Annotated in this window: 14 protein-coding genes; 13 read left to right on the top strand and 1 reads right to left on the bottom strand. The window is 59.9% G+C overall.

Features of this window, described 5'->3' with window-relative positions; all coding sequences use genetic code 11:
• Positions 1-4: 4 nt before the first annotated feature.
• Positions 5-1,633 carry a fatty-acid--CoA ligase gene (locus FJ954_RS22665; RefSeq protein ID WP_140663253.1) on the bottom strand — a complete coding sequence of 543 codons (1,629 nt, stop codon included), beginning with the start codon at positions 1,631-1,633 and terminating at the stop codon, positions 5-7.
• A gap of 538 nt (positions 1,634-2,171) precedes the next feature.
• Here FJ954_RS22665 and FJ954_RS22660 point away from each other — a divergent pair.
• The 13 genes from FJ954_RS22660 (at position 2,172) to FJ954_RS22600 (ending at position 16,415) form a co-directional block, all read left to right on the top strand.
• Complete coding sequence (locus tag FJ954_RS22660; RefSeq protein WP_224526043.1) at positions 2,172-3,449, top strand: sugar transferase; 1,278 nt, start codon at positions 2,172-2,174, stop codon at positions 3,447-3,449.
• Positions 3,450-3,489: 40 nt separating this feature from the next.
• Positions 3,490-4,764: a nucleotide sugar dehydrogenase gene (locus FJ954_RS22655; RefSeq protein WP_015318742.1), complete on the top strand. Its 1,275-nt coding sequence runs from the start codon at positions 3,490-3,492 to the stop codon at positions 4,762-4,764.
• Positions 4,764-5,789, top strand: coding sequence for an NAD-dependent epimerase (locus tag FJ954_RS22650; protein WP_140663251.1), 1,026 nt, complete (start codon positions 4,764-4,766; stop codon positions 5,787-5,789). Before FJ954_RS22655 ends, FJ954_RS22650 begins: the two co-directional genes overlap by 1 nt.
• Positions 5,790-5,872: 83 nt before the next feature.
• On the top strand, positions 5,873-6,568 hold the full coding sequence (locus FJ954_RS22645; RefSeq protein WP_181173065.1) for a methyltransferase domain-containing protein: 696 nt from the start codon (positions 5,873-5,875) through the stop codon (positions 6,566-6,568).
• Positions 6,569-6,680: 112 nt separating this feature from the next.
• On the top strand, positions 6,681-7,850 hold the full coding sequence (locus FJ954_RS22640) for a glycosyltransferase (RefSeq protein WP_140663248.1): 1,170 nt from the start codon (positions 6,681-6,683) through the stop codon (positions 7,848-7,850).
• Positions 7,741-8,982, top strand: a complete 1,242-nt coding sequence (locus tag FJ954_RS22635; protein ID WP_140663247.1) for a glycosyltransferase — start codon at positions 7,741-7,743, stop codon at positions 8,980-8,982. The genes FJ954_RS22640 and FJ954_RS22635 overlap by 110 nt, the downstream gene beginning before the upstream one ends.
• A 73-nt stretch (positions 8,983-9,055) precedes the next feature.
• Positions 9,056-9,868 (top strand): class I SAM-dependent methyltransferase, encoded by an 813-nt coding sequence (locus FJ954_RS22630; RefSeq protein WP_140663246.1) that lies wholly within the window; start codon positions 9,056-9,058, stop codon positions 9,866-9,868.
• Positions 9,869-9,997: 129 nt separating this feature from the next.
• Positions 9,998-11,242 carry a hypothetical protein gene (locus FJ954_RS22625; RefSeq protein ID WP_140663245.1) on the top strand — a complete coding sequence of 415 codons (1,245 nt, stop codon included), beginning with the start codon at positions 9,998-10,000 and terminating at the stop codon, positions 11,240-11,242.
• The gene (locus FJ954_RS22620; protein ID WP_140663244.1) at positions 11,166-12,581 is read left to right on the top strand and encodes a lipopolysaccharide biosynthesis protein; all 1,416 of its coding nucleotides are present in this window, start codon (positions 11,166-11,168) and stop codon (positions 12,579-12,581) included. The genes FJ954_RS22625 and FJ954_RS22620 overlap by 77 nt, the downstream gene beginning before the upstream one ends.
• Positions 12,582-12,757: 176 nt before the next feature.
• On the top strand, positions 12,758-13,708 hold the full coding sequence (locus tag FJ954_RS31675; RefSeq protein WP_181177892.1) for a glycosyltransferase family 4 protein: 951 nt from the start codon (positions 12,758-12,760) through the stop codon (positions 13,706-13,708).
• Between the two features lie 34 nt (positions 13,709-13,742).
• A complete protein-coding gene (locus FJ954_RS22610) occupies positions 13,743-14,870 on the top strand; it encodes a glycosyltransferase family 4 protein (protein WP_246681126.1) in 1,128 nt (375 codons plus the stop codon).
• A gap of 425 nt (positions 14,871-15,295) precedes the next feature.
• A complete protein-coding gene (locus tag FJ954_RS22605; protein WP_015318732.1) occupies positions 15,296-15,784 on the top strand; it encodes a hypothetical protein in 489 nt (162 codons plus the stop codon).
• A 310-nt stretch (positions 15,785-16,094) separates the two neighbouring features.
• Positions 16,095-16,415 carry a hypothetical protein gene (locus FJ954_RS22600; protein ID WP_140663240.1) on the top strand — a complete coding sequence of 107 codons (321 nt, stop codon included), beginning with the start codon at positions 16,095-16,097 and terminating at the stop codon, positions 16,413-16,415.
• Positions 16,416-16,445 lie beyond the last annotated feature (30 nt).

Here is a 16,445-nt window from a genome sequence, read left to right as displayed (position 1 = left end):
CCTCTCAATCCGTCGGCAAGCGATAGTCCCTGAACTGCTGACGCAAGGTGATCTTCTGGATCTTGCCTGTGGCGGTGTGCGGTATCTCGCCGACGAAAGCGACGTCGTCCGGCATCCACCATTTGGCCACCTTGCCATCCATGAAATCGAGAATCCCGGCCTTGGTCGGTTCCTTGCCCGGCTTGGCAACGACGACCAGCAGGGGCCGCTCGCCCCATTTCGAATGCTTGACGCCGATGGCCGCGGCTTCCGCCACATCGGGATGGCCAACGGCCAGATTCTCCAGGTCGATGGTCGAAATCCATTCGCCGCCGGACTTGATGACGTCCTTGGCACGGTCGGTGATCTGCATGTAGCCGCCGGCATCGATATGGGCGACGTCTCCAGTGTCGAACCAGCCGTCCACGTCGAACTGCTCCGCGCCCGCACCGCCATAATAGGCGCGGGCGACGGCCGGGCCGCGCACCTTCAGCCGGCCGAACGTTTTGCCGTCCCAAGGCTGTGGATTGTTCTCGTCATCGGTCACCTTCATTTCGACGCCAAAAGGCGGGTAACCCTGCTTGCTCTGGACGTCGAGCCGAGCCTCGCCTTCGAGCCCGGCATAGTCCGGCTTCAAGGTGCACAGCGTGCCGAGCGGCGACATTTCGGTCATGCCCCAGGCATGGATGACCTGGACACCGTAATCGTCCTGGAATTTCGTCATGATCGCGCGCGGGCACGACGAGCCGCCGATCACGACCTTGCCGAGATGGGGAAGCGTCTTGCCAGTCTCCTCCAGATACTGCAGCAGCATCATCCACACGGTCGGCACGGCGGCGCTGAACGTCACCTTTTCCTGATCGAGCAATTCATAGATCGAGGCGCCGTCCATCTTGCAGCCTGGCATGACCAGCTTGGCGCCGATCATCGGGCCGCTCTGGCCAAGACCCCAGGCATTGGCGTGGAACATCGGCACCACCGGCAGAATCGTGTCGCGCGACGACAGGCCCATGGCGTCGGGCATGGCCGCGATCATGGCGTGCAGCACGTTCGAGCGATGACTGTAGACGACCCCCTTGGGATCGCCCGTCGTGCCCGACGTGTAGCACATGCCGGCGGCGGTGCCTTCGTCGAAGCTCCTCCAGGCGAAATCGCCATCGACCTCTCCGAGCCACTCCTCATAGGCGACGGCGTCGGGCAGGGTCGTTTGCGGCATGTGCGCCTTGTCGGTGAGCACGATTACCTTCTTCAGCGATTTGACGGCACCGGCAATCTTCTCGAGCAACGGGATGAAGGTGAGGTCGACGAAGACGGCCTTGTCCTCGGCGTGGTTCATGATCCAGACGATCTGTTCGGGAAACAGGCGCGGATTGAGGGTGTGGTAGATAGCACCGATGCCCATGATGCCGTACCAGGTCTCGATGTGGCGGGCGGTGTTCCAGGCCAGCGTCGCGATGCGGTCGCCCAAGGCAAAACCGTCGCGCTCCAGGCGCTGGGCGACCTTGAGGGAACGACGATGAAGGTCGGCATAGGTGGTGCGCACGATCGGCCCCTCGATCGAACGCGACACGATCTCCCGCGCACCATGCTGCCGCTCGGCGTTGTCGATCAGCTTGTGGCACAGCAGCGGCCATTCCTGCATCAGTCCCAGCATACCGGGTTCCTCCATCACGCTTTTCACGGTGCGCTTTTGATCGCATTGTGAAGCGAACCGGGGAATTGTCCAGCGTCCACAAGCGCAGCGGGCGAAAGTCGGAGTTCGAACCTGTATCGGCAAACGGTTGAATCCGGATGGCTTTTTGATTTCGCTTGGCTGCATCGGGCCCGGACCGGCCATCGATGGCGATCTGGCCAGGCGGTTGGCCGATTTGGCATGGGCGCTTGGTCGGCACCAAAGACATCACCTCTATATATCGGCTGAGGGTTCGGCAGGTTTCTCAAGGATTGGAGAATAAGCCGGGACATTAGCCGCGGCTTTTAAATTGCAATGCAGCAATGCTGCCGATCAGAACTTCTGCCAACTATTCCCGCTAAATAGATGCTTGCTGGTGAGGTCGCACTGGCGTAGCTCTTGATCTTCGACTGAGTCGAATCGCCAATGGTGAGGGGTCCGGTTCGCTTTGCGAAGGAACGGCCTGCCAAGTGTAGTGGCGATTGCCGACACGGGCACCTTTCGGGGGAAGGGGAAGAAGTTGAATGTCGCAACATCAACGATTGTCGGAAGCCGGCACTTCCTGTTCAGAATTCGTTTTCAACTCATCGGCGGACTGACATTCGCGATCATCGCGCCAGCACTGATCCGGATAGCATCCTATCCGGACGCGATCTATTCGGCCAATCTGCAGATAACGGTCGCGGCTGCCATCATTGCGCATGTTACCGGCTTTCTTGCCTATCGCCGCATTGGCAATTTTCCGGGCGTGGCCGCGGCAAGCTATATCCTGCCGACATTCGTCCTGTCCTACGGTCTTGTTTTCTTGACGATTTTCTTTTTCCGCTTCGAGTATAGCCGGTTTCAGGCCGCCGCCAGCTTCACGCAGTCCACGCTCTGGTATTTCGGCCTGAGCCTCATGACCCGGCGTCTTGAGCCGTACCGGCTGGCCGTCATTCCCGGCGGCAATGTCGAGCGCCTCAGGGCCCTGCCGGGCGTGCACTGGTTCTGGCTCAAGTCGCCCGGCACCGTTATCGAAAGAGTTAACGGCGTTGTTGTCGATTTGCGTGCGGACCTCGGCGCCGAATGGGAGCGCTACATCGCCGACCGGGCGCTGTCGGGCACGCCCGTCTATCACGTCAAGCAGGTCAGCGAATCGTTGACCGGTCGTGTCGAGATCGAACATCTGTCGGAGAACACGCTCGGCTCGCTCAATCCGAACCAGGCTTATCTCAAGATCAAGCAGGCCATCGACTGGACCTCCGCGCTTGTCCTTGTCGTGGTTCTTTGTCCCGTTCTGCTGCTGGTCGCCCTATCGATCCGGCTGGACTCGGAAGGCCCCGTGCTGTTTCGCCAACCCCGCATGGGCTACCGGGGCAGGATCTGCACCGTCTACAAATTTCGTTCGATGAGGCAGCAGACCGGCTCCGGCAGCGACAAGGACAAGGCGATCACCAAACGGGATGACGATCGCATCACGCGGGTCGGAAGCTTCCTGCGCAAGTTCAGGATCGACGAGCTGCCGCAGGCCATCAACATCCTGCGCGGTGAGATGAGCTGGATCGGGCCACGGCCGGAAGCTGTCGTGCTGTCGCAATGGTATGAGGCGGAATTGCCGTTCTACCGGTACCGGCACATCGTCAGGCCGGGCGTGAGCGGGTGGGCACAAGTAAATCAGGGCCATGTCGCAGCAGTCGGCGATGTCATGGAAAAATTGCACTATGATTTTTACTACATAAAGAACTTCTCACCCTGGTTGGACGTGCTGATCGTTCTCAGGACCATAAAAACGATGTTCACCGGTTTTGGTGCGCGATAGCCAAATCAGGGCCTGAATCCGATCGCACGTGCAGGAAGCAATGGATCTCGCCTCAAGGAAAATAGCTGTCATCGGACTTGGCTATGTCGGTCTGCCGCTGGCTGTGGCCTTCGGGGCGACCAGGGATGTGATCGGCTTCGACATCAACCCGTCGCGCGTGGAGGCACTGAAGCGCGGCGAGGACCATACGTTAGAAGCCAGCGAGGAGGAAATCGCCGCCGCCAGAGGGCTGAAGTTCACCAGCGAGAAAGCCGATCTGCACGACTGCGGAATTTTCATCGTTACCGTGCCCACGCCGATCGACCGGGCCAACAGGCCGGACCTGAAGCCTCTCGTCATGGCGTCGACGACGGTCGGCGAGGTCATATCCCCGGGCGCGGTGGTGATCTTTGAATCCACCGTCTATCCCGGCTGCACGCAGGAAGTCTGCGCACCGCTGATCGAGAAACATTCCGGGCTGCGTTACAACAGCGATTTCTTCCTCGGCTACAGTCCAGAGCGCATCAACCCCGGCGATCGCGAGCACCGGCTGCAGACGATCGTCAAGGTCACCAGCGGTTCCACGCCAGAGGCGGCGGAGGCCATCGACGCGCTCTATGCCTCGATCGTGCCGGCGGGTACGCATCGTGCCTCCAGCATTGCCGTGGCCGAGGCCGCCAAGGTCATCGAGAACACGCAGCGCGACTTGAACATCGCCCTGATGAACGAGCTGTCGCTGATCTTCGGCAAGCTGGGCATCGACACGTCGGAGGTGCTGGAGGCGGCCGGCACCAAATGGAATTTCCTGCGCTTCACGCCGGGCCTCGTCGGCGGGCACTGCATCGGCGTCGATCCTTATTATCTCACCCACAAGGCCCAGGAACTCGGCTATCATCCCGAGGTGATTCTTGCCGGGCGCCGCATCAATGACGGCATGGGCCAGCATGCGGCGGACCAGACGGCCCGCCTGATGATGCGCAAGGGCATACCTGTCGTTGGCAGCCGGATTCTGGTGATGGGTGCGGCCTTCAAGGAAAACTGTCCGGACTTGAGGAATTCCAAGGTCGTCGACGTCGTCGCGCAACTGAGGCAGTACAATGCCGGCATCGATATCTGGGACCCTTGGGTCGACGCGCAGGAATGCGCACGCGCTTTCGGCACGGCGAGCGTGAAGGAGATGCCCGCCGCGCGCTATGACGGCGTCATCGTCGCTGTCGGACACGCGCAGTTCCGCAGCTTGGGCGTTGCGGGGCTGAAGTCGCTTTGCAAGGACCCCAGTGTAATCTACGACATCAAGGGGCTGTTCCCTAGGGACGTTACGGACGGGCGCTTCTGATGAAGGTATTGGTCACCGGCGCTGCCGGCTTCATAGGCTATCATGTCGCCAGGCGGCTCCTGGAGCGCGGTGACGAGGTTGTCGGCATCGACAGCATCAACGATTACTACGACCCGCAAATCAAGCAGGCGCGGCTGCGGCTCCTGGACGAGGCGAGCCGCAAGACCAATGCCGGCTATCATTTCATCCATGGCGATCTCGCCGACAGGGGCGTGGTCGACGGCTGCTTTGCCGACCATGGCTTCGACCGGGTGATCCATCTCGCCGCCCAGGCCGGCGTGCGCTACAGCCTGGAAAACCCGCGTGCCTATGTCGAGAGCAACATCATCGCCTACACCAACATGCTCGAGGCCTGCCGCGGCAGCCGTGTCGGGCACCTGACCTATGCCAGCACCTCGAGCGTCTACGGTGCCAACACCGACATGCCGTTTTCCGAGCATCGGCCGGCCGACCATCCGCTGCAGTTCTACGCCGCCACCAAGCGTGCCAACGAACTGATGGCGCACAGCTACAGCCACCTGTTTGGCCTGCCGACCACGGGGCTGCGCTTCTTCACCGTGTACGGTCCCTGGGGACGCCCTGACATGGCGCTGTTCCTGTTCACCAGGAGCATCCTGGCCGGTGAGCCGATCAAGCTGTTCAACAACGGCAACCACACGCGCGACTTCACCTATGTCGAGGACATCGCCGAGGGCGTGATCCGTGCCAGCGACAGCCCCGCCGCAGCCAACCCGGCCTGGGATTCCGGCCGTCCGGATCCGGCGACCAGCAGCGCGCCCTGGCGCATCTTCAACATCGGCAACAACAATCCGGTGAAGCTGACCGCCTATGTCGAGGCGCTGGAAAACGCGCTCGGCCGCAAGGCGGTGATCGAGCTGCTGCCGCTGCAGGCCGGCGACGTGCCCGACACCTTCGCCGACACTTCGGCGCTGCAGGCGGCGGTCGGCTATCGCCCCCGCACCTCCGTCACCGAGGGGGTGGGGCGGTTCGTCGAGTGGTACCAGGATTATTTTGGGCGGGGATAGCGCGAACCGATAAGGAGGCAGTGTCGTTGCTGAGGGGGTTTGTACGCGCGAACGTGGCGGTCTCTGAATATCTTGACAGGGCTTTGCCGCCACGCCTTCGCGCGGACGGCAATAGCACGTTTGCGACCGAAATCGCGCCGGCGCTGCTGTCTCCGGACACATTGGTCTACGATCTGGGTGGAGGCGCAAGACCGCTCGTCAGCCTGCCGCAGAAGCGGTGCCTCGGGCTCGTCGTGGTCGGACTTGATCTCGCTGCCGAGGAACTGTCCAAGGCCCCCGATGGACTCTATGACGAGCAGATCGAGGCGGACCTTACCGTGTTCAAGGGAAGGCAGGACGCTGATCTGGTCATATGCCAGGCGACCCTGGAACATGTTCGCGACGGAGAGGGCGCGCTTCGCGGCATCGCCAGTTGCGTCAAGCCGGGCGGTTTGGTTGCCATTTTCTCGCCGTCACGCAATGCCGTTTTCGCTAGGTTGAACCTGATTTTGCCAGAGAGGATCAAGCGGCGGCTGCTGTTTGCCATCTATCCCGACAAAGGCAGGGGTCATGACGGATTTCCGGCTTTCTATGACAAATGCCTGCCAAGCGAAGTGGAAAGGATCGCGGCGCAAAATGGGCTGGAGCTTGTCCAGCGGCGCCTGTTCTGGAGAAGTTCATACTTCTATTCCTTCGTGCCGGCTTTCCTAGCCTGGCGCCTCTGGCTTGGCATCGCCGCTCTCTTGCTCGGCAAGGATGCGGCGGAGACCTATGCCTATGTCTTTCGGCGAAAACAGTGATCCGTCGAAGATATTCTCCGCCGGTCCTGGCCCGTTTCCGGTTGCGCCTGCTTTCCAACGGGAGAGCTAGAGCCGAACGAGGCGGTATGGCGGCGACCGGGCTTCGAACCGGATGAAGCGAACGAGGAAAGATAGAAAGTCGCCGGGCGGTCCGGATGCCCGGATCGCCGTCTTCATCCCCTCGCTGCGGGCAGGTGGCACCGAGCGCGCGATGCTTACCCTGGCCCGGGAATTCGATCGGCGTGGGCTGGTGACGGATCTCGTACTTGGATGTGCGATAGGTGAATATCTTCCCCTGGTTCCCGACACGATAAAGATAGTGGATCTGCAGGCGTCTCGCATGCTGTTTTCCCTGTCCGGCCTTATTCGCTACGTCAAGGCGGAGCAGCCGCGGGTGATGCTGGCGGCGCTGCCTCACGCGAACATCCTGGCAATAGTGTCGTCCTTCCTGTCACGGCAAGGGGTGCGTACGGTCATATCCGAGAGAAGCAACCTGTCCAGGACCCTTGCGGATACGAAACTGATCCGTGAGAGATTTCTGCCGTTCCTCATGCGAATGACATACGGTTATGCCGACAGGATAATAGCCGTCTCACATGGCGTTGCGGACGATCTGATCAGGCGCATCGGGCTCTACCCGAATTCTGTCGAAGTGATCCACAACCCGTTGGATATAGAACACATTCAGGCACAGGCCAGCGCGCCCATCGATCATCCGTTCGCGGACGAGGACGGCAGGTCCCTGCTGGTCGCCGTCGGTCGCCTCGATTTCGCAAAGGACCATGCCACTCTGATTAGCAGCTTTTCACAGGTCGTAAGGAAACGACCCGTCAAACTGGCGATTGTGGGGGAAGGGCCGCTGCGCGCGTCGCTGCAGACGATGATCGATGAACTCGAGTTGCGTTCCTCGGTCGCCCTGGTCGGCTTTTCGAAAAATCCGTATCCGTGGATGCACCGCGCCGCGCTGTTTCTCCATTCGTCGCGAAGGGAGGGCTTTCCCAATACGATTATCGAAGCCATGGCCTGCGGAGCCAGGGTGGTGAGCACAAATTGCGAAAGCGGCCCAGCGGAAATCCTGGAGGACGGCAAGTGGGGGCGGCTTGTCGCGGTGGGCGACGTGCAAGCCTTCGCGGCCGCGATATTGGCCGGCCTCGATGACATCAGCCCACCCGATGTCAGACGTCGAGCCCAGGATTTCAGTGTCGAAAAAGTGGCTGACGCGTATCTGCTCGCGATGGGTATGGGCCTGGCGAGCGCCACCCGAAAGGAGCTCCCGGATTAAAGTCCTGCATGTCATCACCGGGCTGCACAATGGCGGTGCTGAGGCGGCTTTGTTCCGTCTCTGCATGGCCGAGCACACTCATTCGCACGCCGTGGTCTCGCTTTCCGACGAAGGAAAATATGGCCCGCTGCTTCGGGAAGCGGGGGTGCCCCTGACCTGTCTGTCGATGCCGAAGGGAAGGCTAAGCCTCGGCGGGCTGGCGGCATTTCGGCGTGTCTTGTCAGCCCATCCGCCTGATATCGTCCAGTGCTGGATGTACCACGCAAATCTGGTTGGAGGCGTCCTGTCTCGGCTTGCGGGTATCCGGCTGGTGGTTTGGGGAATGCACAATTCCGGTCTGGATCCGCTTGTCGCCCCCTTGGCCACGCGGACGGCGGACCGGGCCTGCGCGCTCATATCCCGGGTGGTCCCGACCCAGATCGTGAGCTGTTCGCAACAGGCATCACGGCGCCATATCAGCGCGGGTTACTCGGCTTCGAACTGGACGATAATTCCGAACGGTTATGATCTGGCTGTCTTCGAGCCGGATGAGAGGGCGCGCAGTCGGCTGCGCCGGGCCTGGTCGATAGAGGAAGGCCAATTCGTCATCGGAAGCGTCGCCCGCTGGCATCCCGACAAGGATCACAGGAATCTCGCCGCTGCCTTGGCCAAGCTGTCGGCGCGCGCCGAGTTCCCTTTCAAATGTATTCTCGCCGGCCCCGGAATCTCTCCTGAAAATACCGACCTTGCCGGACTGCTGGACCGTTACGGCGTTCGCGACAAGGTGATGCTGCTTGGTCCGAGCGACGGTGTTGCCGCTCTCATGAGTGCGTTCGACATCCATGTCCTTGCCTCGAGGCGCGAGGCATTCCCTAACGTTGTCGCCGAAGCCATGGCGTGCGGTACGCCTTGCGTAGCGACGGATGTCGGCGATATCGGCATGATTGTCGGCAACACCGGATGTGTTGTTCCGAGCCAGGATCCCGACGCGCTTTCTCGCGCCATTAGAAACATGGCTCTGGAAAACCGTGACTCGCCATCCTGGGAGACAAGACAGCAGGCATGCCGCAACCGCGTCGCGTCCGATTTTTCAGTTGAGCGGATGGCAAGAGCATACAGCGCGCTATGGGAAAGATTGTCTGCCAAGGGCTAGCGCACGGAAACGACCAGGAACAGACAATTATATGTTAAGCTCGCGAGTCATCAGGCAGACGGTGGGGATTGTCATGTTGGAAACCGACAAGCTGTTCGCGGGCTCAATTCCGGAAAACTACGACCGCTACATGGTGCCTTTGATCTTTGAGCCGTTCGCTGCGGATATCGCGCGGCGAGCAGCGGCCCTATCGCCCGGCGCGGTCCTGGAAATCGCCGCGGGCACCGGGGTCGTCACCCGCGCATTGGCGCCAAGACTGTCGCCCGACGCAAGCTATGTCGTGACCGACCTAAACCAGCCGATGCTCGACTACGCTGCTTCGCGACAAACTCCTGATAGCCGCATCGAGTGGCGCCAAGCGGATGCGATGGCGCTGCCATTTGAAGATGCGGCCTTCGATCTTGTCTGTTGTCAGTTCGGTGCGATGTTCTTTCCGAACCGCACGTCTGCTTATCGCGAAGCCAGGCGGGTCCTGAAGCCCGGCGGACGGTTTTTGTTCAATGTATGGGATCGCATCGAGGAGAATGTGTTCGCCGATGACGTGACCAACGCTCTGGCACGGATCTTTCCCGACGATCCCCCGCGCTTCCTGGCACGCACGCCGCACGGCTATCACGACAAGGTGCTGATCCGTCGCGACCTAGAGGATGCAGGCTTCTCTCGAGTGGTGATCGAGACGAGAGCCGAACAGAGCCGCGCATCCTCGCCACGCCTTCCGGCCGTTGCCTACTGTCAAGGCACTGTTCTTCGCACCGAAATCGAGGCCAGGGAAGCTGGAAAACTGGACGCTGCAACCGATTACGCGGCATCCGCCATCGCAGACCGACACGGCAGCGGTGAAGTCGCCGCCAAAATTCAGGCCCATGTAATCATGGCCGAGGTCTAGGTGTCGGCAGGCCCGTTCCGCACGACATGTCGCCCGCCGTACCGCACTCGGCTGGCATTCGGAGGGCCGCAGACACCAGCCGGATTTGTGAGCCGCCGGGCGTGAGGATATTGGGAGCTAGGCAATAGGGTGAAGGCGCGGGACGTCAGAAGAGATTACCTGGTTTCACCCTTTGCGCTTACGCCGCAAATGCTTTTGCTTATATCGAGCCTACTTTATTTTGTTCCATTTCTTGCCGGCGGCTTTCAGTACGTTGACGTTGGCGGAAGGAAGTATGATTTTACATATGATTTGGGCACGGGGTATGCCATCGCCGTTTCCATGGTTTGCATCGCCGCGGCGATGGTTGGCTTCGTTCCGAGACGCCAGAGTTTCGAAATTGAGGGAGATAGCCAAGGAGAGTCGTTGATAATAATCGCGATGATCATTATTTTCGGCGGAATTTCGATTGCGAACCCGGCACTTTTCTCCGCGTCTAAGGCGGATGTTTTATCGTCAACTGGTCGGTTTCAGTATATATTTTACAACGCCTGTATCATCGGCGTGGTCTTTGGGGCTCTGGCCGGGTGGAGGAAATCCAAGCTTGTTATGGCCCTGAGCTGCCTAGGATTAATTTTAACGCTCTATATTGGGCATAGATCCTCGGTTGCGATAACTATCCTATCTTTACTGTATCTAAGATACAGGAATGTTCCGTTGATGATGATAAGAAAACGGTATGTCATCGGCGGATTTTCAGCGTTCTTTTTTCTGGCAGTGTACAAGTCTGTCTACTCCGCGGTGAAGGCGGGGAATTTCGAGCTTGTCGGCCAAAAAATAAAATTCGACCAGTTGTCAGATTCCACCCTTGTCGGGTTGGAGCAGTTCGTGACATTGGCTCATTTGGACCTTATCGTAAAATATAACTACACCTTGCCTTGTTCCAATCTCTGGTTGGTGCCACTTTCTTTCATTCCATTTTCGGATGCGGTCTTCGGCAAGGATGGCTGTACTTACAACGAGCAGGTCCAGCCGCTGCTTTTTCCGGGCTACAGTGGCGGTGTGGCGGCAAATATCTGGGCGGAGTTCTATGCAAATTTCGGATACGCCGGATTTCCGCTGCTCGTCATTATTCTTTCCCTGGTCTGTGTCGCCATCGAGGCAATAATCCGCAACGTGCGCAGCGCGACGCTCAAGTCTGGTCTGATCGTGGCGATCATCCACCTCACATTCTACATCCAGCGCAAGGAACTGCTCGGCGCGTTCATCTCCGCCAAGCGGGTCATCCTTGTGTCGCTTTTCATATTCGGGCTGGTGTATGTCCATCGAAAGTGCTTCCCGCAAGCGCCTGCGATGGAAGCGGGAGTGCGGGGCCTGCGCCGGGACCATGGCTGAGGACATGACGGCGATAGCCAAACCTTCTGGATGGATACGCGCGCGCAGGGTCGCTCGGGACGTCACCATGACCACATCCTCAAGTGGAGTGGCGGCTTTGTGTTCCGTCATCGCGTTGGCGCTCAATGCACGCTCGCTCGGCCCCGGAGATTTTGGCACCCTCGCCGTAATCCAGGCCTATGTCACGTTCATCTCCGGCCTCGCTACGTTTGAGAGTTGGCAGCCTGTCATCAGGCTGTCCGCCAGGTCCCGCTCGCGCCTTGGCCGGGCAGCTTCATGCGGGATCGCGCTCGACGTTTCGGCGGCCGTTGTCGCCACTGCGGTGGCGGTTGGTGGGGTCCTGCTGTTTGGGGAGTCGATCGGCGTATCCCACCAGGATCGGCTTCTGGCGCTGATCTATAGTCTCACCTTGCTGGCCAGCCTCGCGGGCACCCCCAAAGGCGTGCTTCGCCTGAATGGGCGGTACGACGTCATTGCCGGCAATCAACTCGCCCAGGGGGCTGCCGTGGTTGTTGCCTCGCTCGTCCTTTGGGCCATCGAAGCGCCTCTGATCGCCTATGTGGCTGTGTTGGCGGCGATCGGTGCGCTCTACAATCTGGCGCTGTTCGTCCGGCTGCTTGTCTATGCCCGACGCGAGAACATCAAACTATTCAATCCGCTTCGTTCCCGTTCCAGGCGGCGTTTCTTTTGGACATTCCTTGTCATGGCCACCGGGACCAGTGTGCTGTCGACCCTGGTGAGTGCTAGACGACATGTAGCCTTGTTCCTTGTCGCCGGTCTTTTAGGAGATGTTGCCGCCGGCGCCTATTCCGTGGCGTCGCGTCTGGCGACGATGATGTCCCGGCTGACTGGGCCCTTGAACCAGGTGATCTTTCCCGAACTCGCGAGACTGTCCAACGAAGAATCTCCGTCCCGCCTAAACAGGCTGAACGCCCGCATCACGATGGTCTCGGCATGTGTCGCCGCGGGCATGGCGGCGGGCGGTGTCGTGCTGCAAAAATTCATCGTGGTTCTGGCCGCCGGTTCGGCCTATGCCGATGCCTCGCTGCTTTTCGCTATCTTGTTCGCGGCCGAGTGTCTCGGCCTGGCCGGAATGCATTTCAATCCTTTGATCCAGGTTCTGGCCGGAACAAAACCGCTTCTCAAAATCATGGCGTCGGCATTCATCGTCTACCTGCCGCTTTCGTTCGTCCTGTCGGGCTGGATCGGAATTCCGGGTATCGCCTGGGCCGGTCTGATCGCATCGGCGCTGGTCTACACGGCAATGATGGTGTTTTCGCAATTATTGCTGAAAAAGCAGATCCGAATCACGGAAAATATCCCAGGTCTGACAGTTTGAAATACTTGTTTTGCCTACCAAGATACCACACCAATGTTGTGCCTTGGGTGCGCATACTGACCTCGGCCGGGCATCATGTTGCAATCGACGTCGTCGAAACAGGGGCAACGGAGAATTACACACTTGTTTCTCCCAATGTAGTGGCACCATCGGCGCTGTCACGAAGAGTTATGCACATGGGTCCGAGCGATATCCCAAACTCGCCCTTTTCCTTTCCCGGTCTTGTTTCCTACTGGAGACATCTTCGGGTCGAGAATCCCGATGTGGTGATCGTGCGCGGCGTGACGCGATGGTTCTGCAGGGTCGCCGCGTTGTGTGCGATTTTGCAAGGCCGCAAGCTGGTTATCTACGATCAGGAGAATGTCAGGCCTCAGGCATGGAGCGGCACATGGATCCGCAGAGCTGTCTTTCGGCAACTCGGGATTGCGCATTTCACGTCACGGCTCCCGTCGAATCCTGGCTCCGTCGGTGCGGGAGGCGCCATGCCCCTGCCATTCGGAAATCCCTTCGAGCCGATCCGGATCGGAGCGCTGCAAGGCAGGCCGTTGCATTCGCCGCCCCGAATCCTGATGGTGGCAAAATACCGGGAGCGAAAGGGGCACAGTTTGCTTCTGAGGGCACTGGCGGTGATCTCGGCGTCCACACCATTCTCCATAACGTTGTGCGGCGAGGAGGCGACGCATTCCGACGCGGCTTTTTGTGAGGCCTTGCGGCAAGAGGCCCAAGCGCTTGGACTGGCGGACAGACTTCGGTTTCAAAACAACATAGCTCATGACAGGATGATCTCGATCTATGCCAGCCATGATCTCTTGATATTGCCCTCGCGTACGGAACCTGCCGCGGTATCTCCCGTCGAGGCCGCCTGGGCGGGATGTGCCGTATTGATGTCGCGCGACAGCGGCACGAGGCATTACCTCCCTGCGGGGTCCGGGTTCGACTTTGACCCAGACGACCCGCAAGACATCGCTCGCGCGGTTGCCGGGCTTATTGCCCGGCCCGAGGACCTGCGGCTTGCAAGGGATGCATGTTTCATGCGCATTTCTTCAGTTGCCGATGATGACGTGATCTTGCGGTTGTTCGAGACTTTTGGGACTGGAACCGTGCGGACGCGCGCGTCGATGAGCTGAAGGACATCCGGAGGGGCGGGGAGTGGGGTCCGAGGTGGGAAGGAAGATTGTCATCTCGATCAACACGTCCTGGAACGTGGTCAATTTCCGCAAGGGCCTGATCGAGGCGTTGCGGCGGCGCGGCTATGATGTCGTCGTCGTCGCGCCGAGGGACGAGTATTCATCCTTGATCCCAGGGATGGGTTGCCGCCACGTCGACATCGAAATCGACAATTCCGGCACCTCGCCTGTTCGCGACCTTGCGCTTCTGTGGCGCTACTGGCTTATCCTGCGCCGCGAGAAGCCGCTGGCGTTCGTAGGCTTCACCATCAAGCCCAACGTGTTCGGCTCGATGGCTGCAAACCTGAATGGCATTCCGGTCATAAACAATGTTTCAGGGCTCGGCACTGTCTTCCTCCAGGGCGGCCTTCTCCAGGGAATCGCCAAAGCCCTTTATCGCCTGGCGCTGGCCCGTTCGAAGGTGGTCTTCTTTCAGAACGACGACGACCGGATGCTGTTCGTCGGCGCGCGCATCGTGCGCAAGGAACGGACCGCGCTGCTGCCCGGCTCAGGCGTCGATCTCGCGCGCTTCTCGCCGTCGCCGCGCCAGCGCGCGCCGTCCGGTGCCATCGTATTTCTGCTGGTGGCTAGGCTGCTATGGGACAAGGGTGTCGGTGAGTTCATCGAGGCTGCCCGCCTCGTCCGTCGCCAAGCGCCTGCGGTGCGCTTCCAACTCCTTGGCTTTCTCGATGTCGAGAACCGAACCGCGGTCAGCCGCGCCGAAATCGAGCAATGGGTCGACGAGGGTTTGGTCGAGTATCTCGGTGCCACCGACGACGTTCGCCCTTTCCTGGACGCTGCCGATTGTGTCGTCCTGCCTTCCTACAGGGAGGGTACCCCACGCTCACTGCTCGAGGCGGCCGCGATGGGCAAACCTCTGATCGCCACGGACGTGCCCGGTTGCAAGGAGGTGGTGGACCATGCCGTCAACGGTTTCCTTTGCAAGGTCAGGGATGCCAGCGACCTGTCGGCACGGATGATCGATTTCGTGACGATGGACGGCCACTCCAGGGACGCGATGGGGAACGAGAGCCGGAAAAAGGTTGAACGGCAGTTTTCGGAAACGATCGTCGTCGAGAGCTACATGCATCAGATAGAGAAGCTTGCGGCTGCCGCAACGTGATGAGCGGCCATCGCCGGCCGTGAGCCGGCTGACACCGGATCTATTTCCGTCTTAGCGGCCGATCGCCGGGGCTTCATGAGCCGCTGCCAGTCCACGATTGTCCGACCAGGCGCAAGCTGCCGTGGCTGCATCGGTGATGGTGAACCACCTTCCCGTTCGCCAAGTCTGATCAGGAGCGCTCGCGCGCAGTCACGGGGCAAAGGATATCTCAATTGTTTTTCGGGTAATCTGAAATTCGCCGGCGATAATCAGAACTTTTCATGCGCTATTGCTAAAGTGGTGAGCTCCCAAAGGCACGAGGCAAGTCAAAATTCTAGCGCCGGCGCAAACAGGTTGGAATTGTGGCAAAAAACTGTTACGCGCTGATGTCATAAACTTTTGATTTGCAAGTTCCAAGGAGCGGCTTCGAGAGAAGGGCAAAACGAATGAATCTCATCGTCAGAACCGTGGTGGTTGGATTTGTTGTTTCCGTCGGTTTCGGTTCCGCTTCCGCATTTGCTCAGAAAGCATCTTGCAGTTGCGCGACTGCCTATCATGGTGCGTCAAATCCGGTTGGATCCATTGTTTCCGTCAATGGCGATGTGATGGTGTCGCAGGCCGCCGGCTACGGCCCGGCCAAGGCAGGAAATATGCTTGATTCCGGCAGTCGTGTGGTGGTCGGCGCCAAGGGGTCGGCGTCCGTGGCCGTTGGCGGCTGCAACCTGGATGTGCCGGCGAGTTCGAGCCTGGATGTCTCTCGCGTCGAGGGCAACATCTGCCTCAAGCTGGTTGGCTCCGAGCAGACCGCCGCCATCCAGCAGTCTGGCGGAGCGGTCGGCGGTTTCGGTCCGCCCGAGGGAATTTTTTCTGGTGCGCTTCTTGCGACCGGCGTGCTTGCGGCCACGCAGGACGACGACAGCGCTGTCAGCCGTTGAAGGCTGTGGCCCATTGCCGTGATTGGCCGCGGCGCGCCGATAGTGTCTTTAGATGGGTTCGTTAACTATATTGCATTAGTAGTTGTTGAAATAGTGTGGGCGATCCTGGCGGGGAATAGCTGGTTTCGATGGGGCGGAAATGACGGGTCGAGTTGGAGTTGTTATTGCTTTTGTAGCGCTCGCAGCGGGAAATGTTTTGTTTGCCGGGTCCGCGGCTTTCGCACAGGCAGCGCAGTGTTCCTGCCTTGCGGCCATACCGGTTTCGGGAAGTGTGGTCGGCCAGTTGACCAACGTCCAGGGTGACGTGCGGATGTCACAGGCTGGCGGTTATGCCGGTGTGAATGGCGAGGCGCCGGTCTATTCGGGCGCACGCATCATGACAGGGGCGCAGGCTTCGGCTTCCCTGGTTGTAGGCACCAATTGCGGGTTCGACGTTCCGGCGAATGTGACCGTCCAGATCGACGCTGTCGAGGGCGGTATGTGCGTGTCGTTCGATGCACCGCAAGCCGCTGTCGTGCCGGCCGGTTCCGAGCCCGGCGTTTTGCCGGTTCTCCTCGGTGCCGGTGCGATTGGCGGTGGCGCGGCCCTTCTTCTCGGCCTGCAGGATGACGATGACGCCGTCAGCCGCTAGTCGGTCCCCAGCGTTCCTGTTCTGCGTGAG

Source organism: Mesorhizobium sp. B2-3-15 (assembly GCF_006442875.1).
In the GTDB taxonomy this organism is placed as follows: Bacteria; Pseudomonadota; Alphaproteobacteria; order Rhizobiales; family Rhizobiaceae; genus Mesorhizobium; species Mesorhizobium australicum.
Note: the sequence above shows the minus strand (reverse complement) of the source record. Positions and strands in the feature narration are given on the sequence as shown.